A 23,655-nucleotide genomic window follows, 5' to 3' on the forward strand; every position below is an offset into this window, starting at 1 on the left:
GCCACCGAAATTGTCTGAAGGAAGAAGTCGACATGGAGGACGAACAGTTTCGGCAGTTGCAAGGCATCGTTCTCAAGAGCCAGATGTTGTCAGCCCTTCTGCACAATTGGGAAAAGGTAGCCCTTCCGGACTCCTGGCTCGTTGCTGGTGCGATTGCTCAGACCGTCTGGAACCATAGGTTCGGTTTTCCGCCAGCTCACGGCATCAATGACATTGATATCGTCTATTTCGACGCCAGCGACCGTTCCGAGGAGACCGAAGCGGAACATGCGGCTCGTGTCCGGCGGGCCTTCTCCGATCTTTCTATTTGGATCGACGTAAAAAACGAGGCCAGGGTTCACCTCTGGTATGAGACGAAATTCGGATATCCGATCAAGCCGTACCTATCGACGGCTGATGCCATCGACACATTCCCGACAACAGCAACGGCCGTTGGCCTTTGTCCTCGCAATGGCAGCCTGGACCTTTGCGCTCCCTTTGGGCTTTCCGATCTCCTGGAAGGAGTTGTGCGTCCGAACAAGAAGCAGATCAGCCGGGAGATTTACGAGCAGAAGGTCAGTCGATGGGTCAGGGTCTGGCCAAACCTTAATGTCATGGGTTGGCTTGAGGACGGATGAGGAGACGCGTTCGTATATCCTTGGGTCGGGCATAATCTAAACTACTTACGAAATGGGCGTGGCGTGTTCCAAGATCAGTCATTCAGCATTCCCGTCGATCAAATCGACTGCCACCTCTTTGGAAATTTTCAGCTGCAGGACCGGGTGGAAGACGTCAGGAAATCGACCTGGGCAGCGGTTTGCGCAAAGCGTCCAGCTGCTTTCGACGGGGCATTGTTGCGGATGGCCTCTTATCGGGTTGAAGGCGAACGGCTGAGCATTGCTGCCAGCCGAACCCGCTTTTCTGCCTACGTGGCGACACGCCATCCCGCTTTCGCTTCCGAGCATCCGCACGCGGATCGCGCTGATCCCCTTGGATTGACCGCTATCGTGCTGACGTCCGACGGTAAGGTCATTGTCACGAAGCGAAGTCTGCTGGCGGACCAAAACCCAGGCGGCCTCTATCTAATCGGGGGGTACGCCGAGCCAGGTGAGAGCGACGGTCCCGTAGACCTCTTCAACGAGATTGCCCGCGAAGTGGAGGAGGAAATCGCCGTTCGTGATGTAGCTCGATCTGAAGCGGTTGCCGTCGGTCTGGCCTATGATCCGGTCTTCTGCCACCCGGAACTGTTCCTGCTGATGCCGAGCAAATCCACGGCTGCGGATATCGTGTCGGGCGCAGATGGGGCAGCTGATCGAGATGAAGCGTCTGAACTGCTATTTTACTCCGTGGACGATATTCTCGATGACAATGGTCCGCACAAGAACGCCGCTCTGACGTGGAGCTTCATCAAAGCCAGAAGGTTCCTGCAGCTGCATTTGCGCTAAGTCTTGAGGCCGATGGGGCCATAACACAGGCATCTAAGTACATTGCGGGGAGACAATGCCAAGTCTGATCCTTCGAGAACGATCTCGGTTGCGAATTGTGCCGCTGTCACTGAGACATTCTCAACCGTGGGAATGTTGCTGTGATCACAACTAAGGACGACCTGCTGTGGTTCAAGCGTTGCTGCGCGTTTCATTTGCAGTTTTTTCCCGACCGCGAGACGCTATCAAAGCTCTGTGGCTTGCAGGACCGCATCGAGCGCGAGTGCGATGGGCCGCTGCTGCGCGTCCCTGGTACGAGCCTGCACATGACGGTCGTCACTTTGCAGTGGCGCAATTCGGTATACCAAACGACGAGGTTTGGAAGCTGAACGAAGAGCGATGGAAAGGGATCGTGGAGAGACTGGTCAAAGAGACGCCACCGATTGATCTCAGTTTTCAGGAGGTGCAGGCTTCGGAAGCGGCAATCTTCGTAAAGGCACCCGAGCCGCCAGAGCTGCAACGGCTTCGCTCAGCTATTTCGGATGCCGTCTGGTTCGAAGATTGGCGTCCAAAGCCGCCGCGAATAGCTCACATCACATTGTTCAGGTTCTCGGCCGAGGAACAGTTGCCAGCGCTCCCCGGCGATGCTGGGTTGTTGCCTATCGAAGGCAACGTGAAAGCCCTTCAATTGGTGAAAGAGAAAAACTTACCCGAGCGTCGAAATTGATGTGCTTGGCCAACCGTCGTGTCTGGGCGCAAGCACATGATGCCCGATTTAGAACCCACTGATCAGCATTATCGCCCCAGCGGGCAGCGACGTTGATATGTTATTGCACGAAGGGTCCTGCTTCTCTTCGAGATGCCCGCTGCCACTTAACAAATGCGCTGCACACATACCAAGCTAGATAGGTCACTAGAATGGCTAGCTGCTGCAAGAAGATCGCGACAACGACTATAAACTGATCTAGTCCGTCGTAAGAGTCGTCGCCCACATCGGCGATGTCTGGCGTGAATGTCACTCTGTCGCATACGTATACTGACAGAACGACCCAGATCACCGCAAAAAAATGCAATGTCTTCCGGCAACGTGGCCATGTGCGGCCAGCGATAAAAGCCAAGATCGGAGCTGCGAAGTTGCTCATAAGTATGATGGCGAATGCAAGTTCAGGTTTGATCATAGAAGGTTAATCCTTGCGGCGTGCTGCGGCGCAGGACGAGGCTCTGTCGGTTCGCGCTCCATAGACGTCTCTGTCCATAGAATTCTATCAGAGACTGAGTGGCTCATGGCTGCCATGCGCCATCAATCATCGCATTCCATGTCAGCGATGTCGCCAGCCAAGACTTCAGCGTGCTCGGACAGAACGGCAGCCACATTGTCGAGAAGCATCGCCAATTCGGGATCGCTCTCAAAAAGCTGTTCCTGTTTAGCTTTCAACTTGCCGATATAGAACTGATGAATATGCAATGATCCGGTCATTTGGGCGAGGCTTGGCATGCTGATGCTCCCATTCAGTGAATTCCGGCGGGTTTGCCAAGCATAGCGCCTGTCAGTTATTCCCGTCGACCGCTCCATCTTCATCCACGTCCGCCGGTAGATAATTCCGGCACGAGATATTTGATTGTATCGGCGTCAGCACGAACTCGCTCCACTCGGAACCAGGAAGTAGCCCTACCTACCAAGCCGCGAAGCTCCAAATCTTCAGAATTTGCCCCTGGATTGCCTCAGCAAAGGAAGCCGAAGGCTTTGAGGATATTGAAATCGACTACTCGGGACGTGATTACTTTATCAGCAATTAGCCCGCGACTTGCCCGCTCTCAGCCTGGCCGCCGTCGACTCAAAGAAAACAATCTAGGGCGCGGATCGAGGGAACAAGACATCGACCTGTCGCTTCAGGTGGCGATTGATCTCGGGAATTTGCTCTCTGTTGATCTGCCATGGCCCTCGTGCATCTCCGTCGAGCAATTTTCGCCGCATTTCGAGGGAAAGTTTGAACCGGGCGAGGGCGACAGCACTCTCATCTTCCGCAAGGAACGCGGCCGTTGCGATGTCTTCGTCCGGATCGTAAATGTGGACTTGGATTTTGTGCAAGGGTGGCAGAGCCTTGAAACCAGCCAGTTCCATCCATTTCAGACCTTCGGAATCCACTGTGCAGCAAAAGGGAACGCCGCCGATGCCGCCGGACTGTTCATTACGGTGCGCTATCCACCAGTCCATTTCCCAATCTTCATAACCGAAGAGCATGCCCTCAAGGCGTTCAAAATGCTGGTTCCAGCCTACCCCGGTTTTCCAAAGTAGGTTCATGGCAGGGATGCGCCATTCCTCCCCTTTCAAGGTGTAATAGACGTCGCGGACCGCTCTATGGTCGGGATCGATGACATAGGGTTTCAACGATGGTGGAATTCGTTTCAGGAAGACTTCCTTATGAAAGAGGCCTTTCTCCACCCACCGATCAAAGGCTTCTTCCGTTCTTGGGAGAATGTCCGTGAATCTCGCCAGTTTCTTCCTGCCATCCAGCATCAGCGGCAGCTCGAAATTGGTGTGAACGAGATAAGGGACGTCCCGTAGTGAGCGGCCTTTCCGCTCGCGTTCCAACCACACCTCGATCTCCGGTAGATTGAGGCTCGCTGGGTCGAACCCGACGTTGAAACGCTGGTTGATGTCGTTCAGTTCGCCCGGGTCGATAGAATAGAAACCGGTAAAATCCGGATCGTCATCAATATCCGCATCAATGATCGCCTGTAGCGCTCCGAGATCGTCGACCGTAAATCTGGTTTCCAGGATTGAGCACCAGAGGTTCAAATCAAACGCACTGAGAATGAAGCTACCCTGGCTCATGGACGATCCCTCGATAATTCAGACCACGCCATCACGGTGAGATCATTTGATGACAAATGATGGCTTCCGCCTATCGTGGCCGTCCGACCCGTCGCGGAACTCCGTCATGAACCTTTGGATTTTGCAAGGCTTTTTGCGGCCAGGCATATGTCGTGCTTTGGCGGAAAGTGCTAATCGTGCAAGATGCATTTAACTTTGTTAGCTAGGGGGCAGATATGGGCGTAATGTGGACCGTATGGCCCCTGGACTCCGAAATGACGATCTGGCTAAGCGAGCAAGGAATCTCGTTTCCAGCATTGCCTTCGCGATGGCCCACAGGTTCCGAGATTAAGCGAGCTTTAGTCGACCTCGGTCTAACAGTGCAAATCACGGATAATGGGCATATGGCTCCGTGGCATGCGTTCGTTAAGGAAGCTGCAGATGATCCTGAAAATAAATGGGCTCTACTGATAATTCAGGATTACTCGGGAGATCACGAACCGCAAAAGCCTCACTTCGAGAAGGGACATGAGCCGTTGATCCGTCGCATCATCTCTCGCCTCGCGTTCGCATGCGGACCGCTTGTGCTTATCAATGACGCTGACTCTGTCCCTGAGGTCATTGGTGCAGACGAGTAGGGGCGGCGGCTTAGGTAGCCCAGGTATGGCTGGAGCAAGTGCGGGAACACCGAACCGTACGGCATTCGCCGCCGCCGTTTCCGCTGTTCGGAGGGCGAATGCATGAAGGAGTTCTCGGTCACGTTGCCGTCAAATGAACCCATAGAAGTATGTGATTGGTCTGCCGAGTGGGCAGAAAAATTTCGTGCGAAAGCGGCAGTAATCCGGGAGGCGCTGGGAACCCGTGCTAAACGCATCGATCATATTGGATCAACCGCCATACACGGTCTGGCCGCCAAGCCGATCATCGATATTCAGGTATCAGTTCTCGACTTCTTTGATCCTAAGGATGGTCTGATCGAACCTCTGCAATCCATCGGTGGAGCGCACTATTATCGCGTTCGTGATCTTGCTCATCGCTCTCGGGCTGTTTCAAATGTTCGACGGTACTTCAAGAGCTTGACCTCAAGTGCCCTTGAGGGCGCAAAGGTCATAACGGCATGTTTTTGGGCCGGAAGATACGAGACCTTTGATGAGCAACAGCACCCCACGACCTTTGAAAATCACAATTCTATCATGCAGTCTCGATCCAGAAAGCCGCAGTCGAGACCTCGGTCGCGAGGCGGAACGCTACCTAGAAGCGCAAGGGTGCATTCCGCAGTTCGTTGATTTGCGTGATTTTCGGCTGCCCGACTTTGACAACTCAGCTTGCTACCGTGACCCCGCATATATTCCACTGCATCAGGCCGTTCGAGATGCGGACGGAATTGTCCTTGCTGTGCCGATCTACAATTGGTCAATCGGAAGCGCTGCCAAGAGCCTGATCGAATTGACGGGAGCAACTGGAGCGGAAAGCCGGAAGTCGGCATGGTTTGATCAGATTGTCACCTTCTTTTGCGCCGGAGGTCTGCCCCACAGCTATATGGCTTATGGAGCCACCGCGATGTCGCTGATGCTGGACTTCAAATGCGTCATCAACCCTTACGTCGTCTATGCGACGGAACGGGACTGGGGCAGGGCAGCGGCAGCGGGGTCATGTCAGATGTCCTTTCCGCGAGATTTCGGAAATGTCTGGAGGTCAAGCTTGAGCTAGCCTCCCTGTTGAAGGCGAGGAGATATTCGTCAGGCTGGGAAATCTGACTGTTTGAACAAAATCATCGGCCCGATAGGGTGTGTGCGTGGTAAGCGATGTTCTACCCCATGTTGTATTGACCGTGATCTGTGATTGGCTGGATGAGCCAAGGGAGTTTCTCCAGTCGTAGAACGGTGTGGGGGCCGCGCTGAGGAGCGAAACCGGCGGTCGAACAGATGCGTCACGATGACTCGGATGGATGCTGCCCTACCGCAAATCTGGTCAAAGCGTTGTGAAATTGAATAGCTGGTTCAGATAGCGGTATCCGTATGCTATCTTAGAGGAGGCGTGGCGGAGTGGCTTATCGCGGGCGGCTGTCCAACGGGACCCGCTCCGGGCTTTCGGGCTCGCGCAGGTTCGAATCCTGTCGCCTTACTTCTTTCGTTGCAGTAGGGGGCCACCGGCTTCTCGCCAGTGGCCTTACTCGACAATTCGATCTGGGCTTCGCCATCTACCATCTTCATGAAGCGGAGGTTACACCCGTGTGCCCACGAATGAGCTGATCGACCTGTCGCAACGCTGTAAGCGTGTATCAGGGTTCGTCGTGAGGCTGACGCCAAATCATCTGTCGTCATGGCGAACGATAACGGCGGCCGCGATCAACTCGCAGCCGACCTCGAACAAAGCTGCAACGATCCCGCTGGTGCATATGGCGGGCTCATTTCCGCTTCGGTCCGCTGTCGAGCCATTTCCTTTGAACGCAACTTTATTGTCAATGTGCGGGCGGCTCAGGTGTTTTGCCAGAATGCGCTTTCAAGGTTTTGATAAACTCCGTGACCAGATCGATTGAAGTCGAGTCGACAACAAGCTCCTCCAGATGTCTCGCGATTTCTTCACATTCGTTCGCGGACAGGGAACGGAGATTCGAGCTGACTGCGTTATAGTCTGGCGTCCCGTGAGAAGCGAAGGAGCGGTTGATGACGAAGCACTCCGTTTTTCCGTCAAGTCGCTCAACCGACAGAGCGAGCGAGCCGCCATCAGGTGCGATGGCGTAGTCAACGATCAATGTGAACACGGCGACTCCGATCTGTTTTTAGTCTCTTCTTCCGTCAGAACGCCTACCTTGCATAGCTACTACCGCGAGATTTTGGGCCCATTCTATCTTGTTGTTGAAATCCGTTCCTGCCACATTGAAGCGTTCTGGCAATGCACTGGGCTCTCCGTACATGGATTCAATCGACGACTTTCCGAAAGAACACGTTGACGCTGTCCGTGGCTTTCGGGACAATCAACTCAATTATGAGGAGAGGCCAAAGTTTATCGAGCTTCTCACTACGCTGAACCTCGCCCACGCGACGAGCAGGTATTCGGTCGACTTTACCCCAGAAGGAAAACGCATAGACGCGGTCCTGTACAAACAGATTAGCGACTGGGCAAACGACTATTATACCGTTCAACCTCTGATGAATTACGTCGAAAAATTTATAGACGGCGGAGATAATCCCGACACAACTACCGAAGTTTTGAAGTTTGGCTTGGCTTTCAGAGGCGCGAATGGGCGTGTTTATCTCAACATGCGGGGGCGGCAACTCGAAACTAAGATAATGATTGGGAGGAGGTAAGCTCTGCACCTTCCTGACCGACGGCCGCATCGAGATCGACAACAACACCGTCGAGAGAACCATCCGACCGATAGCATTAAATCGGAAGAACGCTCTCTTCGCCGGGCACGATGCAGGAGCGGAGAACTGGGCGACCATTGCCTCGCTGGTCGAGACCTGCAAACTAAATGCGGTCGATCCGCTGGCCTATCTGACCGCCACGCTCACCGCCATCGTCAACGGTCATAAGCAGAGCCAGATCGAGAGTCTTCTGCCATGGAATTGCCTATCGAGATGACTCGTCGTCGCCGGCCGCCCCATTACCCTAGTATGAAGGGTCTGAACAATCTGCGATAGGCGCGTCGATGGAGCTGACTATAGCTATCTCATTGGCCCGATTGGTTTCGAAGGAGATTGCTGACCAACATCCATCGCACAACGCCAAAATCCATGACGCGCTGCCGACGACATGCAATAGTTGCATCATCCCGGCAATGTGGCGAGAAGCGAATGAGTGCGAACGGACCGAACGACGATTGGCCAAGAGCTGTCATCGAATTCCTGAGGGAAAGTCTGCCGGTGGACAGTCGATCACCGCTGAGATGGTCCGATAGCAGCATGACAGCTTATCAGTTGGGGTGTGATGCGTTGGTGGCGTTGGGACAGGCAGAGCGCTTCGGGCCAGGCGCGCTGGCGAAGGACCGGCCAAAACTACCCGAAGTACTACCGCGCTGGGATGACATATGCGTGACTGTCCTGGGACTGGCGGATGTAACGTTCTTGCATCCGGGAGCGCCCACGCCACCGGAGAGCTATCAACCAATTCGGACGGCTACATACACGAATGTCGCTGCCTACAAGACGGCAGACGCGGCACGGGCTAGGACGGACATTTTACCGCTGCTCGCCATCCTCGGTCTCACGGAGAACGGGCGATGGACAGAAGCTTCAGAGACGATCCACTGGCGAGGTGCGGACGGCTGGAAGCCCTCAAACCTTGAAGACGTTCGCTTTGTGGAAGCAGTTAAAATTGCCTGCGAGACAATGCCTGATCACATCGAGGACGAAATGGACCGCCTCGTGACGATTACCGACGATGATGTCGAAAAGAGTGCGACACGTCGTATCCGCAATTTCACAGACACGAACTATGCAAACGCCAGGCGACGAGGGCAGGAAGTCGCGCCTCCCGAGATTGTCCCGCCGGAAATTGGGCTGGCGCGCGCGCGTGCTAGCGTCGAGCAAAACCGGTGTGGCCAACTTGACTGGCTATTCTATCGACGCTGGCGGCTATCCGACGGTTGGCTCTCGGATGAAGCGACCCAGCGCGCGCTCGAAATATTCCACGATCCGCTTGCGGAGAATATGAGACGCGCCGTCATCAGCGAGCGGTACGAAGGCCTCGTCATGGCCGAACTGGGCTGGAAGCCACCGGCGAAAACGTTAGCCTCATAACTCTCGGCAACGATCTGTTACCCTTGCTCGTCCCTCCACGCGCGCCCAGCCGCTGGCAAGACCTACCCGGTGCACCGGCTTTTTTGATTTGAGCGTAAGCTGTAAAATCGACATGGGCCGACAATCGTCGATCAAGCCTGATCCGGAAGGTGCGGTCAGAACACCGCTTACAATCCATCGGCTATGTCTGGCGATCTTCTAACGCGGAGCTGACAAAGCGATATTTCCGGGAAGCTCCAGGCCAGGAACGCACGCACATTCACGTCCGGCGGCTAGGAAGTTGGCACGAGCAATGGCCATTGCTGTTCCGAGATTACATGCGCCAGCATGTGGAAGAGCACGAACCTTACGTTGCTTTAAAGCGAAGCCTAGCCGAGCGCTTTCGAAACGATAGGGCTGCTTACACATCAGGCAAGGACGATCACCTTTGGCAGATCATTCGTCGTGCGGATCGCTGGGCGGCAGCAAATGGTTGGACACCTGGCAATTCCGACATGTAGTTGCGGGCGTACTGATATTCACGACCGCAGCACCTGTGTAATCACCGCCCACGCTGCCTTGCCGAGCCTTGCATCGGCCTCGTCATTTCCGCCGTGGGCGTGAAGCGCCGATTTGGGCGTCGTCTCGCCGGGCAACAGAACCCGATGTCCCGCCTCAGGGTCATAGATCAAGTCTGCTTGCATGCCGAACATCTGCCGTCGTTGAATAATCGATTGCGCGAAAACGTCTGATGGCCAGAGAGCGTCGCGTCCACCCGCGATTACAACGAGGCGAGCGGCGGTCAATTCAACGGGAATGGTCGCTGCCGGGAGATGGTCGGGAGACTGTTCGAGACATCGCTCGAACAACCCTCGATACGAAATCAGTCCATCCTGATGTTTGGGTTGCCAACAAGGAACAGCAGGCACGAACGGTAGGGGCTTGCCGTTCCATGTCCATGATGAGCGCTCCGGCCAGGCGACACCATCGTGGCCGGGGCCGATATTACCCCAGGTTACTGACGTCGGGCTAATTGCGAAGACAGCTTCGACACGTTCGTCATGAATGGCGGTGAGCAGGGCCGCTTCAGCGCCTTTCGATGTTCCAACTATTGCAATCCGTTTGCAGCGATGTCGTCGGAGGTCGGCAAAAAGCAGAGCACGTCCCACGTCGACGCGACCGCTTGATCCGCCAAGCACAAGAATGCCCCAGTCGTTTGGCCGATGAGGAACGATCAGAGTTCCTTGCACCTGTCCTGCAAGGCCGACCTGCGAATAGTTTGCCAATCGAATATCCTGACCTGCGTCGTTGGCCATTGAATAAATATGATTGGAATGTAGGTCTATGTCCTCGATGGAAATCCCTATGGCCGCATTGCATGGCACTAAAAATTCAGGGGCGGACGGCCGCCATTCGAATTGCTGCCGCTGGCCGAAAAGGCGGATCAGGGTGGTCCGGCGAAACTTCCGAATAGTGATCGAACAGCATAACATGCTTCGCGAGGCCCGCCGCGATCACGTCGAGCGCATTCGCGTACCCCAACATGTTTGCCAGTGGCACCATCGCCTCGATCAGAAAATGGTCGCCAAGAGGGCTTTGACCTTGGATGCATCCGTTCCGCGATTTGAGGTCCTCGATGATCGCTAGGGCTTGATCCCCTGGAACCACGACCTCGACCTTCATAACTGGCTCGAACAGAGCCAAGCTTGTCATCCGTAGGGCTTCTAGGAAAGCCCCACGGGATGCGATCTCGAAGGTCGACGCTGAGGAGTCAATGTCATGGAAAGCACCGTCAACCAAGACTACGTGGATGTCCGCCACCGCTGGAACGTCCGCAGGCGCACTGGATTGAACGGCCGACAGCACGCCCTTCTCGACGCCCGGGATGTAGACGTCTGGCACCGTGTTGCCGAGGCTGTTTGGCTCGAACCGAAAGCCCTGTCCAGCTTCATTCGGTGATACGATCACTTTGACTCGGGCGAATTCCCCTGTGGCACCTGTGCGTATCTTGTGCGTGTAGTCAATCTCAATGGAGTTCGTGACCGACATGCGATGAACGACCTGCAGAGGGCCAATCTCCATGTCGGGGTGGAAGCGCTCTATGAGATCGAGCGCGAGGCGGAGGTCCGCTTCACTTGCACCTCGGATGACCCCGTCACCCGCTGGATCAACCGAGACGTTTAGCGATGGGTGCTGCTCAGAAATCGACACGATGGCCATTTCCGTCAAGATTTCCCGGGAGCGCGGACGGATGCAGACCTGAACCAAATCATGTTCAGTATTGTTCATGGCGATTGCATCTCATTCGACGATCAAGGCAAAGAGTTGCTACGACGGTATGGCATGCCCGCAAACGTTGAAAGTTACACAATGTAATTACAGGGAGTAAGCAATCAAACTCATCGAAGCAAAAACATCTCTGGCGGAAGCAGCCCGGCGGCTTGAACTTGGGCGCTCCACGGTTTATCGAGAAATGAGCCGCCTGGATGCCAGACTCTCCCGGCGCTAGAAATTCTTATGATACGCGGCTCATCACAAGGCAATATCCTGAAATACGCGATACGATCCGATCCAGATAAAGCGCGCATTTGTGCCGCCAATAATGCAGACCTTTATCAGGCTGTTTTTCGTGCCCATGGGCTGCCTGATCAGCGAACCAATGCATTTTGGTCAAGTGATGCGACCGCACCTCCATACTATTCCAACATGACGACACTCGACCCAGATGCAACAGAGGAACAACTGGTTGAAATAGGTCGGCTGACAGATAGGTTCGGACGCCGACCCGGTTTGAAAGACGGGTTTTCAAGGCTTGATCTCGGCAACAAAGGGTTCCAGTTGTTATTTTCCGCATCGTGGATTTGGGCTGAACCTCTTAAAATTTCATTGCCTGCGCCTCAAGATTGGACACGTATTCGCGATGCGGCGGCATTGGATTGCTGGGAACATTCTTGGAAAGAGTCCGGTAGCCCGACCGATGCCCATGTCTTCACACCGGCCCTGTTTTTCGATCCGGACATCCACATCTATGGCCGGTCGACCAGCGGCGGCTTTGATGCAGGCTGCATTGTAAATCGATCGCCCGAGGCCGTTGGGATATCCAACATCTTTAGTTTGACTGGCACACCGCAGGCTTTCCGGGATGCCGTTTCATTGGCCACTGTCGCCTTTTCACCCGATCTGCCGCTTGTCGGATATGACCGCGGTGCAGCGCTGGACGAAATGACAAAGTTGGGGTTCAGGTCAGTCGGGGAATTGCGGATTTGGCTATCTGACGATGGTTCATAAGTAAGCCTGCGGCGGAGACCGTGGCGGCAATGACCGCCACGGAACTCCTAGACCTGCAAACTCCAGCTCCACTCACGTATGACGGCATCAGGTGCTCTCCATGAGTGGTGACGGTGAAATCGTGTGACAACGGCCGCCGCCCGTGGCTATCTATGCTGCAATTTTTCAGATCGCCGAGGCCGGACAATGGATGATGTCGAGTTTACCGGTGGATGTCAGTGCGGCGCAATACGGTATGTGCTCAGCCAAAGACCGAGGAACGTCCACGTTTGTCACTGTCGAATGTGCCAAAAGGCGGTGGGTGGGCCATTTGCTGTCATTTGCCCGGTTCTGAAGCCCGCGTTCCAGCTCAGGCGCGGCAACCTTAGCTATTTCATAAGTTCCGGCGTTGGAAGGCGTGGTTTTTGCAGCGAATGCGGTACGCCATTGACCTTCGACTATCCCGATGGCGATGACATTGGCATCCTTGTTGGGACGCTCGATGACCCGAGCCAAGCCCCGCCGGAGAACCAATACGGAAATGAGAGCCGCGTCTCCTGGTATCCTAGCCTGACAAACGTTCCCGGGGATCATCCCACCTATGCGGATGATCCAGAGATGCGTTTGCGGATCAGCAGCTCGAACCGCCAACATCCGGATCATGACACCTATCGCTGGCCACCCCGCCAGGTGTAGGTGACCAGGACCTGGGTTATGCGCCTGCGGGGGCGCACAACTAAACCTTCGGAGGATTTTCGACGTGCGAGGCGATCCCAGGAACAGGCGGAAGCCAAGGTTCTCGGCGGATCGTCCAGACCTCAAGCATTGGCTTGATGTCGTAGGGGGCCTGGTCCAGCGTTCCGAGGAATACCTCGACGCCGCCGTCGAACAGGTAGAAGAGGCGCGAGCCGCATAGGGAGCAAAACTGCCGACGCTCGTAGGTCTGGACCTCGCCCGTCATGCGAAATTGGGGCTGGTGCCAATTCGCGGTCGCTGAGTAAGCGGAGCCCGTCAGCTTTCGGCATGTGGCACAATGACATAGGCCCGACACGTAAGATTCGCCCCGAACTTCATATCTGACCCTGCCACACAGGCATCCACCCGTTCGGACGACATCGTCTGTCATCTGTTTGCCCCCACTCATCGAATTTCCGCGCAGGTAGTCGCCGCCCGATACCTAATTTCCCCAACCCCGCGTGGATGTCATCGCGTTGCGGGCGACCGGACCTATCGCGGGAAGAGGATGATCCTATGCCCTATATGGCCTTTTTGATCCAGCATGGCGAATGCCAGCAGCCGGCGACGCCGCGCCGCGGCGAGGGCGCACAGACCTTCACGCATACGCGTGGCCGACGAGTAAAAGACGCGCGTGAGGTTGTGGTGGAGCATGAAGTCATCCGGGCGTTTGCTAAAACGATCACCAGATTCTACGGTTTCGACATCGTCGCTTCCAACAAGACGTTGTCGCCTGATATAAGTGGTGCTTATGGCCCGTTTTCTCCCTCCACTTGCTGCAATCCGTGCTTTTGAGGCTGTCGCCCGTAAATTGAGCTTTACGCGTGCCGCGGAAGAATTGGGGATGACTCAGGCGGCCGTGAGCTACCAGATCAAGCTTCTCGAAGAGCGACTCCACGCAAAGCTTTTCGTGCGCCTTTCGCACGGAGTCGTCTTGACGGAGGCCGGGCAGCGGATAGCGCCCAATATCTCCGAGGCTTTCAACCTGCTGCGCGAGACTTTCGACGACCTCGAGCGCGCTCAGCATGAAACACTGAACGTCAGCACGACCAATGGCTTTGCGGCGCTGTGGCTGGTGCCGCGGCTGGACAGCTTTCGGCTGGCACAGCCGCAGATCACCGTGAGAATCGAAACCACAGACCGCGTCGTCGACTTCGAACAGGGGGATATTGACGTGGCCATCCGAGCTGGCGACGGCAAATGGCCTGGGCTCGTGGCGGTTAAAGTGCATGACGTACACTATGCCCCGATGCTTTCGCCGCAGCTTGCCGCAACGGTCGGGGGTGTCTGCGAGCCGGCCGACATTCTGAAACTGCCGCTGCTCGATCCTGAAAACTCTTTGTGGGCCGAGTGGCTGTGCGCCAACGACTTGCCAATTGATATTTTGGAGCGCCAGTCTTCCCCCTCGCTGGGCACGCAGGTCTTCAGTGCGCCCGCCGCCATGGACGGACGGGGCGTCGCCCTGCTCACGCCCAACTATTTTCGACGGGAGCTGGAGGAGGGACGGCTGATCCAACCTCTGGCCGAAACATCGAAAGCTGTTTGGGGATATTGGCTTACTTATCCGGAACGCAGCCGCCGGCTCCGCAAGATCAACGCCTTTAGCGCGTGGTTGGTGGCCGAGGCCGGCAAGGACGCACTCTGACAGGAGGCCGTAGGAAAGCAGGATACCCGCCCCGAGGACCTAGACCGATCAAGAGAGCCGAGTGCGGTTTACCGTACCGCGTCCGTCAATGGTCCATGCGGTGTGAGTCGGCGACTGCCGACCCGAGATCGCAGATGGTGCTGACCTTTCTCTGTAGCAGGTGAGGTGCCACGGGTGGCAATTATTGGTGACGATCAGTGGCGGGACGTCGTAGAAGTTCGTAAGCATTCAGGCTCTTGCCGTGGCCGCGTGTCCCAAACCTGTCAACGGCACCTATATCGCCAGAGCGCTCTACCGCGCTCTTTTCGTCGAGATACCCGCGGTCGCAGCATGGACCTTAACTAGCCGCCATAGCACAAACACGTCGACACGTCAGCCAGTGTGTTGATAGGCTACCTTGGTGTCTGCCTGCAAGCCGCGTGGCTCACCCCACCGTCCGGCGTTTGAGGTCGGCCTGGATGCTCTTTTTCAATGCGTCCATGATGTTGACGACGTTCGATGCGGGCGCTGGCGATGCTTTACCCTTTGCCGCCTTCTTGGGCTTCAACAGCTTCTTCTTCTCCTCGATCAGCTTCAGCAGGCTGGTCTGGATAGGGTCGCTGACCATGTTCGTCGACCAGCGGGCTGACTTTTGCTTGATGAGTTTCTGGACAAGGGGAACGAGATCGGGATCGGCTTGGGCCTCGATGTCCTCGAAGTAACTCTCTTCCGGACGTACTTCGTCACCGAACCGCAGCGACCACAGGACAATGCCTTCGTCGCGGGGTTCGAGGATGACGGCACGCTCGCGGCGGCCCATGACGAGCTTCGAAACGCCGACTACCTTATCGGCCTTCATCGCGTCCCTGATGACGGCGAAAGCCTCGTTCCCGACCGCGTCGTCAGGCATCAGATAGTGGGGCTTCTCGAGGTAGACCCACTCGATGCTGTTGGCCGGGACAAACTTTTCGATGTCAATCGTCTTCACCGTGTCGAGCGCGACCCGATCCAGATCGTCCTCGGTCAAGATCACGTAGTCGTTCTCGCCGCGTGCGTAACCCTTAGCCTCGTTTTCGTTTTTCACAGGCTTGCCCGTGACAGAATCGACATACTGCGAGACGACCCGATTTCCCGTGTCGCGATTGAGGGTGTGAAAGCGAACCTTCTCGCTTTCGCTGGTCGCTGGGGTCATCGCGACAGGGCACGTGACCAAAGAGAGCTTCAGGTAGCCTTTCCAATAATAGCGCGGTGCCATGGATCAATCTCCTCAACTTGCCTTGCGACGCGGGGCAGTTCCAGAAGCGGTGGCTTTCGAAGTTGCCCCGCGCGTGGCGCGTTGCCGGCCAGTGCCCTGATTGGCATTGGCGGCAGTGCGTTTGGGCTTGACCGCGGCCGCCTTCATCATCCCTGCGCTTTCGCGGAGGGCGGCGAGAAGATCGTTCGGCTTCGACACTTCGACCTTCTTCGGCTTCGGCAACGCCTTGCCCTCGATCTTCGCCTTGACCAGGTCTGCGAGAGCGGCCTCATAACGGTCGTCGAAGGTCGCAGGGTCAAAGGTGCCCTTCTTTGTGCTGATGATGTGCTTGGCGAGATCGAGCATCTCCCCCTCGATCTTCAGCTTGGGAATTTCCTCGAAGGCCTTCTTCGACGAGCGCACCTCGTAGTCGTAGTTCATCGTCGTCGCAATTAGGCCTTTGCCATGCGGCCGTATGAGCACGGTCCGCATCCGGCGGAAGAGTACGGTACGCGCGATGGCAACGACGTTCGATTTCTTCATGGCGTCGCGCAGAGCTGCGAAGGCGTCGCCGCCCATCTTGTCGGGGGTCAGGTAGTACGGCTTGTCGAAGTAAACGTCGTCCACATCTAAGCAGGGAATGAATGCTTCAATCTCCAGGGTCTTGTTGCTTTCCGGAATCGTCGCGGCGACTTCATCGGGATCGATGATTATGTACTCGCCATCCTCGATCTCGAAGCCTTTTGTTTGTTGCTCCTTCGGAACCGGTTCCTCTGTCTCGTTATCGACGAAGACGCGGTTCACCCTGTTCCCAGATGCTTTGTTGACCATGTTGAACGTAATGCGCTCTGACGTGCTTGCCGCCGTGTAAAGCGCTACTCCGCAGGAGACCTCACCGAATTTTATGAAGCCCTTCCACTGCGCGCGATGCCCTGTTGCCATGACGATTCTCCGACTCACTTCGTCGCGACTCAAAGACGTGTCAGGGTGATTCGTTCCGACACGAAACGAATCATTTTTCAATTACTTACGGAATTGCGCTCAGAGATTGATTCTAGTCGAACCCTTGTCCTGATGGTTGAGCGGAAATTAACCGATCTGCTTCATGAGCATCAACACTTCATCATCTCCATCCGTCTAAGCCGTGGTCACGACCCAATCCGCCGGCGTGATCTCTGGCTATTCCTCGTTGCGGAGGACCTAAATTAAGTCCTCGACAGTATAGAGACCACCGCGCCCGTCGCGCTCCAGTCCATAGGGGCCGCACTGTCATTGTGAATCCCTCCGTCCGACAATGCATCGGGGATCGGCCGTCTCGAGCGAAGCATGATGAACATTCGCTGTTTCCGGGGAACCACCGGAATCGTTGCGAGTTTCACTTGCGAACCTTCAAAAATGGAGAAACTCGATGCCAAAGACACAGACATCTCGAGGCCGCGTACAGGATCGCGCCCGCGTCGCCGGCGGCCAGGATCACGAGGTGAAATACGAAGCGGAGAAGGAAGGCGTCTCCAAGGACACCGTCAAAAAAGCCGTCAAGAGCGCCGGAAACTCCCGCAAGAAGGTCGAAGCGGAAATCGGCCGGCATTGATCCGTGGGCCAATTCAAGCTCGCAAGGTCGATCAACCGGCGATCTCTTACTTCGCCACGTCGAAGCAGGAGCCTTTCTCAGGTCTTCCATGACAAGGACACTGACCATCGCATCATGTCGCAAGCTGTCCGAGAATGGTACAGGTACTACGAGGTCGAGTGGGACGACCAGGCGTCGTCGTTTCTCTGCGATGTCGCGATCGAGCTCTATGACCGAGGCTGCCGATCGGTAGACGAGATGGCGACGACGTTGAACGGACCTACGTCGGCCTGGCCGCCACTCGCATCAACGCGCCATCTTCCGACGCTGTGCATTGATTCCGCCCTCATTTATCGTGAATAGACGATGCCGATGTAGAGGGAGCGTGGCGATACCTCATGAACCCGACGGGGGACTTGGACCGTCGCCTACTTCACGGATCGTTGAAGATAATCGAGGCTCGTTTGGCCTCCCGGATACCAGCCGTCGCTGATCCGCCAGCTAGATTCTCGGCCGTCGCGAAGATTGTCTAAGAGGGCCTGTCATTGCCACGCGGAAGGCAGTCGCCTCTCGCCTCTATCCGCATTTTCCCATTTCGCTGAGTGAAGAGCATGATTTCCAGTGGCCACGATCGGCGCTCGCAGAGCCGGGACTCGACTGAACGCTCTAACCAGCTCTGTACTTAGCTGTTTGGTCGGGCCGTTCAACTCAAGCGCGGCACAATTTCCCCCACAACGATAACGTGAACGCTACGAACGCCAAATCACTTCCGGTCTCTGCAGAGGGTATTGCTTTTGCGGCTACAATATCTCACGTTCAATACAACTTCGAACTTCATCGACGGGCACAGCTTTCCAAAATCGTAGCAATGTTAAGCAATGAAGAACAAAATAGCAGGCGAAGGCCTTGAAATAACGCGCTTCATTCTCGTTTGGTCAAGCCTCAGCCCCGTGTTTGTGCTTTGGGCGATTCGGGGTGTCGCTGCAATTTCTGACTTGTATTGGATACCAGTCTGCCTGGTCCTGTTTCTCTTACCGTCGCTAATTCTTTGGTGGATATTGCGGCAAGCGCGTAACAGCGAAAACACAAAGACTATCCTGATTTCATCAGCCAAGGATCAGCGAGAGCACCTGCTCACATATTTGTTCGCTATGCTTATTCCACTGTTTGATGCGAACACAGACGAAATTCGCGACCTCACGGCGGTTTCCCTGGCGCTTGTCTTCGTCATGTTCCTCTTCTGGCACATGCGCCTTCATTACATGAACCTGTTCTTTGCCCTCTGGGGCTACCGAATATTTACGGTCGAGGCCAAAAAAATTGGAACGACCGAAACGGACCGGAAAAGAGAGCGGTTTGTAACGTACGCGGTAATTTCGAGGCGGCATTTCATTCCGGACGACGACACAATTACGGGCTACCGCCTCGGTGGCCGTGTTCTCTTTGATAAGGCCTCAGATGATTGAGAATGATATCGACATCGCAAATTTAGTCACCGTGAATTTCGGCGTTGGCCTCCGAAGCAATGGCAATATGTACTTTGTGCCGACAGATGCTGGCATGAAAGGTGCTCTCAAAGATATGATTGCCAGCACAGTCGGTGCGCTGAATGCAATTCAAGGCGAATGGCAGAAATATGATCTTTCAGAAGATTATGGCGAACGTCGTCGCGTCTACTGCGAGCGGGACGACGAATTTATGAAAGCGTTCTCGGAGCTTTTCGATGCCGGGTCGCTCGATGATCTGACGAACCTGACTGAACAAGTAAGCGATGTTGAATATTATTTCGCCGAGGTGACAGATAATCAAAGGCGAAAGATGGTCGGTGCCAGAAAGGCCACTCAATTTAAGGGAACGGTAAAGGCGAAAAATCGACTCGTTCGTATGGTCGACGATACCCTCTCGATCATCGAAGACGCAGTTTTCAAGCTCGACAACGAATTTGATGTCCTCATAACGGATGCCCATGTTTATATCGTGAACGATGCCAGAATGCAGCAGCTAGGCGATATAACCTCTCACGTTGCCGCAACGGCCAAAAATAAAGTCCAACATATAGAAGACACGATCAACTTCCTCGATCTTTCACGAATAAAAGAGAAGATTGAGGACCACCCAAGAGTAGCGCGCTATGCGGCGTCAATCGCTCAGAATCCTGCCATAGGGAACTTCCAGCGCGCAAATATAGAAGAACTCGCAGTCCAGCACGATATTGTGTTCAAGGAGCTAGACAACGGGAAACTACAGTGCCGCGTGCAAGATGAAGCGAGGCTTATGGAGCTGCTGGACGCGCGACGCTACCATCTGGACTTGGCCAATAATGGCGGCGACCCATATCGCGCGACCGGCAGACATAAAGTCTGACGTCGCATGCACATAACTTTCAACTGAAAACCAAGATGATGGAGATAACCGCTGCCTTCTGCGTGACGCGCATCGGGCCATTGCGGCTCATTTGAGTATTCCATAGGTTGGCAGGCGAGACTGCGAGTCTGCAGGCACCACCTCATCAAAATTGCCAACAAACCCATCGGCTTCGTTAACAGAATGCAAAGCATATCATGAATCACGCCACCCATAACAAGCTCGTTTCCTTCATCTGGTCGATCGCCGACGACTGCCTCCGCGACGTCTACGTCCGCGGTAAATATCGTGACGTCATCCTTCCGATGGTCGTACTCCGTCGCCTGGACACTCTGCTTGAACCCACCAAGGCGGCCATTCTTGAGGAAGTTCGCTTCCAACGCGAAGAGATGAAATCAACGGAACTGGACGATGCGCCGCTTACGGCCGCATCCGGATACGTTTTCTACAATACCAGTAAGTGGACGCTGAAGCAGCTCCACGCGACCGCCACGAACAATCAGCAGATTCTGTTGGCGAACGTTGAGGAGTACCTCGGCGGGTTCAGCGAAAACGTCAAGGAGATCATCGGCCGCTTCAAGCTGCTAGAGCAGATGCGACACATGGCAAACAAGCAGGTGTTGCTCGACGTGCTCGAGAAATTCATCTCTCCGTACATCAATTTGACGCCACAAAACGTCGAAGACCCCGATGGCAACATTATGCCTGGCCTGTCGAATCTGGGCATGGGCTATGTCTTTGAAGAATTGATCCGGAAGTTCAACGAAGAGAACAACGAGGAAGCTGGAGAGCACTTCACTCCGCGCGAGGTGATCCAATTGATGACCCACCTCATCTTCGATCCGATCAACAACCAATTGCCGCCGGTCATGACCATCTACGATCCGGCCTGTGGTAGCGGCGGCATGCTGACCGAGGCCCAGAACTATATCAAGGACCTCGAGGGGCCTATCGCGGCCAAGGGCGACGTGTATCTTTACGGCAAGGAAATCAACGACGAGACCTATGCCATCTGCAAATCCGATATGATGATCAAGGGAAACAATCCCGAGAATATCAAGGTCGGCTCCACCCTCTCGACAGATGAGTTCTCGGGCCATCGCTTCGACTTCATGCTGTCGAATCCGCCCTATGGCAAGAGCTGGAGCAGCGAGCTCAAGTACATCAAAGATGGCAAGGATGTTATCGACCCGCGATTTCAAGTCGAGCTGACCGACTATTGGGGTAACAAGGAAACCGTCGACGCCACCCCACGCTCCAGCGACGGCCAGCTCCTCTTTCTGATGGAAATGGTGGGCAAGATGAAGCCCATCGCAAACAGCGTCATCGGTTCGCGAATTGCCAGCGTTCACAACGGCTCCAGCCTGTTCACGGGCGACGCCGGTAGCGGCGAATCCAACATTCGCCGCTACATCATAGAAAGTGACATGCTGGACACCATCATCCAGCTACCCAACAACCTGTTCTACAATACCGGCATCACCACCTATATCTGGCTCTTGACCAACACCAAACCCGAGGCACGGCGAGGTCGCGTGCAGCTTATCGACGCCAACCTGATGTACCGCAAGCTGCGCAAGAACCTCGGCGACAAGAACTGCGAATTTGCGCCGGAGCATATCGAGGACATCATTGCCGCCTACACGGCCTTCGAGCCGGTTGAACGCCAACTTGATGCGAACGGCGACCCGACCGGTATCGCGGTACAGATTTTCGACAACACCGATTTCGGCTATCACAAGGTCACCGTCGAACGGCCTGACCGTCGCCGCGCCCAGTTCAGCGCGGAACGGCTAGAACCTCTGCGCTTCGACAAATCTCTACGCGAGCCAATGGAACATCTGTGGGCGGAGTATGGCGACAAGGTGTATGAGCCTGGTTTCCTGAAGTCACAGGTCAAGACAATCCAATCCTGGTGCGAAGAACGGGAGATCGCGCTCAACGCAAAGCAACGCTCCAAGCTTGCCGACACAGGCCTCTGGCTGCGGCAACGCGAGCTAATCGGAGTCGGCCACCAGCTTATGCAGGCTATGGGCACCGAGGAGACGGCGGACTTTAACACCTTCCGAGAACACGTCGGCAAGGTGCTGAAGGCCCGCAAGATCAAGCTGACCGCAGCTGAGAAAAACGCGATCCAGAACGCCGTCAGCTGGTATGCCGATGATGCGGAAAAGGTGATCGACAGCGTTAAGCGGTTTACCAAGGCGGAACTCGAGGATGTGGCAGCACGATTTGGTTCTCATATCGACGAACTTGGCGATTTCGGGCTTTATGTCCAGCCTGATGGCAGCTGGCTCACCTACGAGAGCAGCACCGATTTGCGCGACAGCGAGGCTGTGCCGCTGAAGGATAGCATCCATCGCTTTTTCAAAGGCGAGGTGAAGCCGCATGTGCCCGAGGCCTGGATCAACCTAGACACCGTGAAGATCGGCTACGAGATCAGCTTCAACAAGTTTTTCTATCACCAAAAGTCGCTGCGCAGCGTTGAGGCCGTGACGCGCGACATTCTGGCGCTCGAGCAAAGGGCCGACGGCCTGATCGCCGATATCCTTGGCGTGAAGCCCAGCGCCCTGACGGGGTTGGAGCGATGAACATTGACGTATCCTTCGCTGAAGATCACCAAGCTCCTTCCCCGAGCCGGCTTACTTCACTTCCCCCTGAATGGCGCGTCACGCGTCTCCGTCATGTCTTCACCTTCAGCAAGGGGCTCACAATCACCAAGGAGAACCTTCAGGATGACGGTATTCCTTGCGTGAGTTACGGCGAGGTTCACTCGAAGTATGGTTTTGAGGTTGATCCGGACCGTCACGCGCTAAGATGTGTCGACGCGTCGTACCTGATGAACAACCATTCTTCGCTTCTACGAAACGGTGATTTCATCTTTGCCGATACCTCGGAAGATATTGCAGGTTCAGGCAATTTCTCGTGCTACACGAGCGACCGGCAAGCTTTCGCTGGCTACCACACCCTCATCGCAAAACCCAAAGTTCCCATGAATTTTCGATTCATGGCGTATCTGCTCGACTCGACATCTTTTCGTGCGCAGGTGCGGAGCGAGGTCACCGGGATCAAGGTTTTCAGCATTAGCCAAGCTGTCCTCAAGCCAACCCTCGTCTGGTTCCCCCCCGAACATGAACAGGACGCCATCGCAGCGTTTCTTAACGAGAAGTGCGCCAAGGTGGACGAGGCCGTGCTGATCAAAGAAGAGGAGATCGCGCTGCTACGCGAGCGGCGGCAGATTCTGATTCAACAGGCCGTCACCCGCGGCCTGAATCCCGATGCGCCCTTGCGCGACAGTGGTATCGACTGGATCGGGCAAATCCCAGCGCATTGGGAAGTGAAGCGAAACTCCGTCCTTTTCCGTGAAATGAAGGTATCGGGCCATGTCGACTTGCCGATTTTGTCGGTGTCGATCCATAATGGCGTGTCGTCAGAGGAATTAAGCGACGTAGAGAACATCCGGTCGATCATCAAGATCGAGGACCGCACTGCCTACAAGGAAGTCAAAGTAGGCGATGTGGCATACAACATGATGCGCGCATGGCAAGGCGGCATCGGCGCGGTATCTGTCCACGGCATGGTGAGCCCAGCCTATGTGGTTGCTAGGCCAAGCGCGGCGCTGGCAGCCGACTACTTCGAACTGCTCTATCGCTGCCCATCGTTCATTCGGCAGATGGATTCCGGCTCCAAGGGAATCACCGATTTCCGCAAGCGGCTGTATTGGGACGATTTCAAAAACCTTATGACGCTAGTCCCGCCACGCGATGAACAGGCGGCGATTGTTCAGCACATTGCTGAAATCTCAAAAAAAATCGGCGATGCCGTTTCGATCAAGGAACAGCAAATTGCTACGCTCAGGGAATACAAGACCAGCCTGATTGACGCGACGGTCACCGGCAAAATCAAGGTGGCGTAAGGG

The 23,655-nt window shown here is 55.3% G+C and carries 23 protein-coding genes, 1 tRNA gene and 4 pseudogenes; 20 read left to right on the top strand and 8 right to left on the bottom strand.

Going from position 1 to position 23,655, the window contains the following annotated elements:
- Positions 1-32: 32 nt before the first annotated feature.
- The 3 genes and pseudogenes from RWK44_RS05155 (at position 33) to RWK44_RS05165 (ending at position 2,170) form a co-directional block, all read left to right on the top strand.
- Positions 33-617, top strand: a complete 585-nt coding sequence (locus RWK44_RS05155) for a nucleotidyltransferase family protein (protein WP_316028477.1) — start codon at positions 33-35, stop codon at positions 615-617.
- A 63-nt stretch (positions 618-680) separates the two neighbouring features.
- The gene (locus RWK44_RS05160) at positions 681-1,424 is read left to right on the top strand and encodes an NUDIX domain-containing protein (protein WP_164044525.1); all 744 of its coding nucleotides are present in this window, start codon (positions 681-683) and stop codon (positions 1,422-1,424) included.
- Between the two features lie 140 nt (positions 1,425-1,564).
- A pseudogene (locus RWK44_RS05165) lies at positions 1,565-2,170 on the top strand (2'-5' RNA ligase family protein).
- 533 nt (positions 2,171-2,703) lie between these two features.
- On the opposite strand, the gene RWK44_RS05170 reads toward RWK44_RS05165, so the two are convergent.
- Both RWK44_RS05170 and RWK44_RS05175 read right to left on the bottom strand, forming a co-directional pair.
- A complete protein-coding gene (locus RWK44_RS05170; protein WP_316028478.1) occupies positions 2,704-2,898 on the bottom strand; it encodes a hypothetical protein in 195 nt (64 codons plus the stop codon).
- A gap of 354 nt (positions 2,899-3,252) precedes the next feature.
- Complete coding sequence (locus RWK44_RS05175) at positions 3,253-4,239, bottom strand: hypothetical protein (protein ID WP_316028479.1); 987 nt, start codon at positions 4,237-4,239, stop codon at positions 3,253-3,255.
- Between the two features lie 719 nt (positions 4,240-4,958).
- Here RWK44_RS05175 and RWK44_RS05180 point away from each other — a divergent pair.
- The 3 genes and pseudogenes from RWK44_RS05180 to RWK44_RS05190 form a co-directional block, all read left to right on the top strand.
- A pseudogene (locus tag RWK44_RS05180) lies at positions 4,959-5,228 on the top strand (GrpB family protein); the annotation flags it as partial.
- Between the two features lie 139 nt (positions 5,229-5,367).
- Positions 5,368-5,928: an NADPH-dependent FMN reductase gene (locus tag RWK44_RS05185; RefSeq protein ID WP_316028480.1), complete on the top strand. Its 561-nt coding sequence runs from the start codon at positions 5,368-5,370 to the stop codon at positions 5,926-5,928.
- Positions 5,929-6,249: 321 nt separating this feature from the next.
- Positions 6,250-6,344, top strand: a tRNA-OTHER gene (locus RWK44_RS05190).
- Between the two features lie 335 nt (positions 6,345-6,679).
- Here RWK44_RS05190 and RWK44_RS05195 read toward each other — a convergent pair.
- On the bottom strand, positions 6,680-6,982 hold the full coding sequence (locus tag RWK44_RS05195) for a hypothetical protein (protein ID WP_097543929.1): 303 nt from the start codon (positions 6,980-6,982) through the stop codon (positions 6,680-6,682).
- Positions 6,983-7,133: 151 nt separating this feature from the next.
- Between RWK44_RS05195 and RWK44_RS05200 the strand changes: the two genes are divergently transcribed.
- From RWK44_RS05200 to RWK44_RS05215, 4 genes and pseudogenes are all read left to right on the top strand, one after another.
- A complete protein-coding gene (locus RWK44_RS05200) occupies positions 7,134-7,529 on the top strand; it encodes a hypothetical protein (RefSeq protein ID WP_316028481.1) in 396 nt (131 codons plus the stop codon).
- 1 nt (position 7,530) lies between these two features.
- A pseudogene (locus tag RWK44_RS05205) lies at positions 7,531-7,806 on the top strand (transposase domain-containing protein); the annotation flags it as partial.
- A gap of 320 nt (positions 7,807-8,126) precedes the next feature.
- Entirely contained in the window at positions 8,127-8,963 is an 837-nt protein-coding gene (locus RWK44_RS05210) for a hypothetical protein (RefSeq protein ID WP_316028482.1), read from the top strand.
- A gap of 149 nt (positions 8,964-9,112) precedes the next feature.
- Entirely contained in the window at positions 9,113-9,463 is a 351-nt protein-coding gene (locus RWK44_RS05215; RefSeq protein ID WP_316028483.1) for a GrpB family protein, read from the top strand.
- An 18-nt stretch (positions 9,464-9,481) separates the two neighbouring features.
- Here the strand turns inward: RWK44_RS05215 and RWK44_RS05220 are convergent, their stop codons facing one another.
- On the bottom strand, positions 9,482-10,258 hold the full coding sequence (locus tag RWK44_RS05220; protein WP_316028484.1) for an acyl-CoA thioester hydrolase/BAAT C-terminal domain-containing protein: 777 nt from the start codon (positions 10,256-10,258) through the stop codon (positions 9,482-9,484).
- Positions 10,259-10,334: 76 nt separating this feature from the next.
- On the bottom strand, positions 10,335-11,231 hold the full coding sequence (locus tag RWK44_RS05225) for a hypothetical protein (protein ID WP_316028485.1): 897 nt from the start codon (positions 11,229-11,231) through the stop codon (positions 10,335-10,337).
- A 228-nt stretch (positions 11,232-11,459) separates the two neighbouring features.
- Between RWK44_RS05225 and RWK44_RS05235 the strand changes: the two genes are divergently transcribed.
- Complete coding sequence (locus RWK44_RS05235) at positions 11,460-12,230, top strand: hypothetical protein (RefSeq protein WP_316028486.1); 771 nt, start codon at positions 11,460-11,462, stop codon at positions 12,228-12,230.
- Between the two features lie 186 nt (positions 12,231-12,416).
- Positions 12,417-12,905, top strand: a complete 489-nt coding sequence (locus tag RWK44_RS05240; RefSeq protein WP_441005338.1) for a GFA family protein — start codon at positions 12,417-12,419, stop codon at positions 12,903-12,905.
- Positions 12,906-12,945: 40 nt separating this feature from the next.
- Here RWK44_RS05240 and RWK44_RS05245 read toward each other — a convergent pair whose 3' ends face one another.
- The gene (locus RWK44_RS05245) at positions 12,946-13,353 is read right to left on the bottom strand and encodes a GFA family protein (RefSeq protein ID WP_410056130.1); all 408 of its coding nucleotides are present in this window, start codon (positions 13,351-13,353) and stop codon (positions 12,946-12,948) included.
- Positions 13,354-13,460: 107 nt separating this feature from the next.
- Between RWK44_RS05245 and RWK44_RS05250 the strand changes: the two genes are divergently transcribed.
- Entirely contained in the window at positions 13,461-13,739 is a 279-nt protein-coding gene (locus RWK44_RS05250; RefSeq protein WP_316028488.1) for a hypothetical protein, read from the top strand.
- Positions 13,696-14,589 (top strand): LysR substrate-binding domain-containing protein, encoded by an 894-nt coding sequence (locus tag RWK44_RS05255; protein ID WP_316028489.1) that lies wholly within the window; start codon positions 13,696-13,698, stop codon positions 14,587-14,589. Before RWK44_RS05250 ends, RWK44_RS05255 begins: the two co-directional genes overlap by 44 nt.
- Before the next feature lie 424 nt (positions 14,590-15,013).
- Here RWK44_RS05255 and ku (RWK44_RS05260) read toward each other — a convergent pair whose 3' ends face one another.
- Complete coding sequence (ku, locus tag RWK44_RS05260) at positions 15,014-15,823, bottom strand: non-homologous end joining protein Ku (RefSeq protein WP_316028490.1); 810 nt, start codon at positions 15,821-15,823, stop codon at positions 15,014-15,016.
- A 12-nt stretch (positions 15,824-15,835) separates the two neighbouring features.
- Positions 15,836-16,744, bottom strand: coding sequence for a non-homologous end joining protein Ku (ku, locus tag RWK44_RS05265; protein WP_316028573.1), 909 nt, complete (start codon positions 16,742-16,744; stop codon positions 15,836-15,838).
- A 466-nt stretch (positions 16,745-17,210) separates the two neighbouring features.
- Between ku (RWK44_RS05265) and RWK44_RS05270 the strand changes: the two genes are divergently transcribed.
- From RWK44_RS05270 to RWK44_RS05295, 6 genes and pseudogenes are all read left to right on the top strand, one after another.
- A complete protein-coding gene (locus RWK44_RS05270) occupies positions 17,211-17,393 on the top strand; it encodes a DUF3606 domain-containing protein (RefSeq protein WP_316028491.1) in 183 nt (60 codons plus the stop codon).
- A 114-nt stretch (positions 17,394-17,507) separates the two neighbouring features.
- Positions 17,508-17,710 (top strand): annotated as a pseudogene (locus tag RWK44_RS05275) (hypothetical protein).
- Positions 17,711-18,250: 540 nt separating this feature from the next.
- Entirely contained in the window at positions 18,251-18,838 is a 588-nt protein-coding gene (locus RWK44_RS05280) for a hypothetical protein (RefSeq protein ID WP_316028492.1), read from the top strand.
- Complete coding sequence (locus tag RWK44_RS05285) at positions 18,831-19,736, top strand: Kiwa anti-phage protein KwaB-like domain-containing protein (RefSeq protein ID WP_316028493.1); 906 nt, start codon at positions 18,831-18,833, stop codon at positions 19,734-19,736. Before RWK44_RS05280 ends, RWK44_RS05285 begins: the two co-directional genes overlap by 8 nt.
- Before the next feature lie 197 nt (positions 19,737-19,933).
- The gene (locus tag RWK44_RS05290) at positions 19,934-22,327 is read left to right on the top strand and encodes a type I restriction-modification system subunit M (protein ID WP_316028494.1); all 2,394 of its coding nucleotides are present in this window, start codon (positions 19,934-19,936) and stop codon (positions 22,325-22,327) included.
- Positions 22,324-23,652, top strand: coding sequence for a restriction endonuclease subunit S (locus RWK44_RS05295; protein ID WP_316028495.1), 1,329 nt, complete (start codon positions 22,324-22,326; stop codon positions 23,650-23,652). Before RWK44_RS05290 ends, RWK44_RS05295 begins: the two co-directional genes overlap by 4 nt.
- The last annotated feature ends 3 nt before the right edge of the window (positions 23,653-23,655 follow it).

It is taken from the genome of Rhizobium sp. 25PS6, assembly GCF_032464655.1.
In the GTDB taxonomy this organism is placed as follows: Bacteria; Pseudomonadota; Alphaproteobacteria; order Rhizobiales; family Rhizobiaceae; genus Rhizobium; species Rhizobium laguerreae.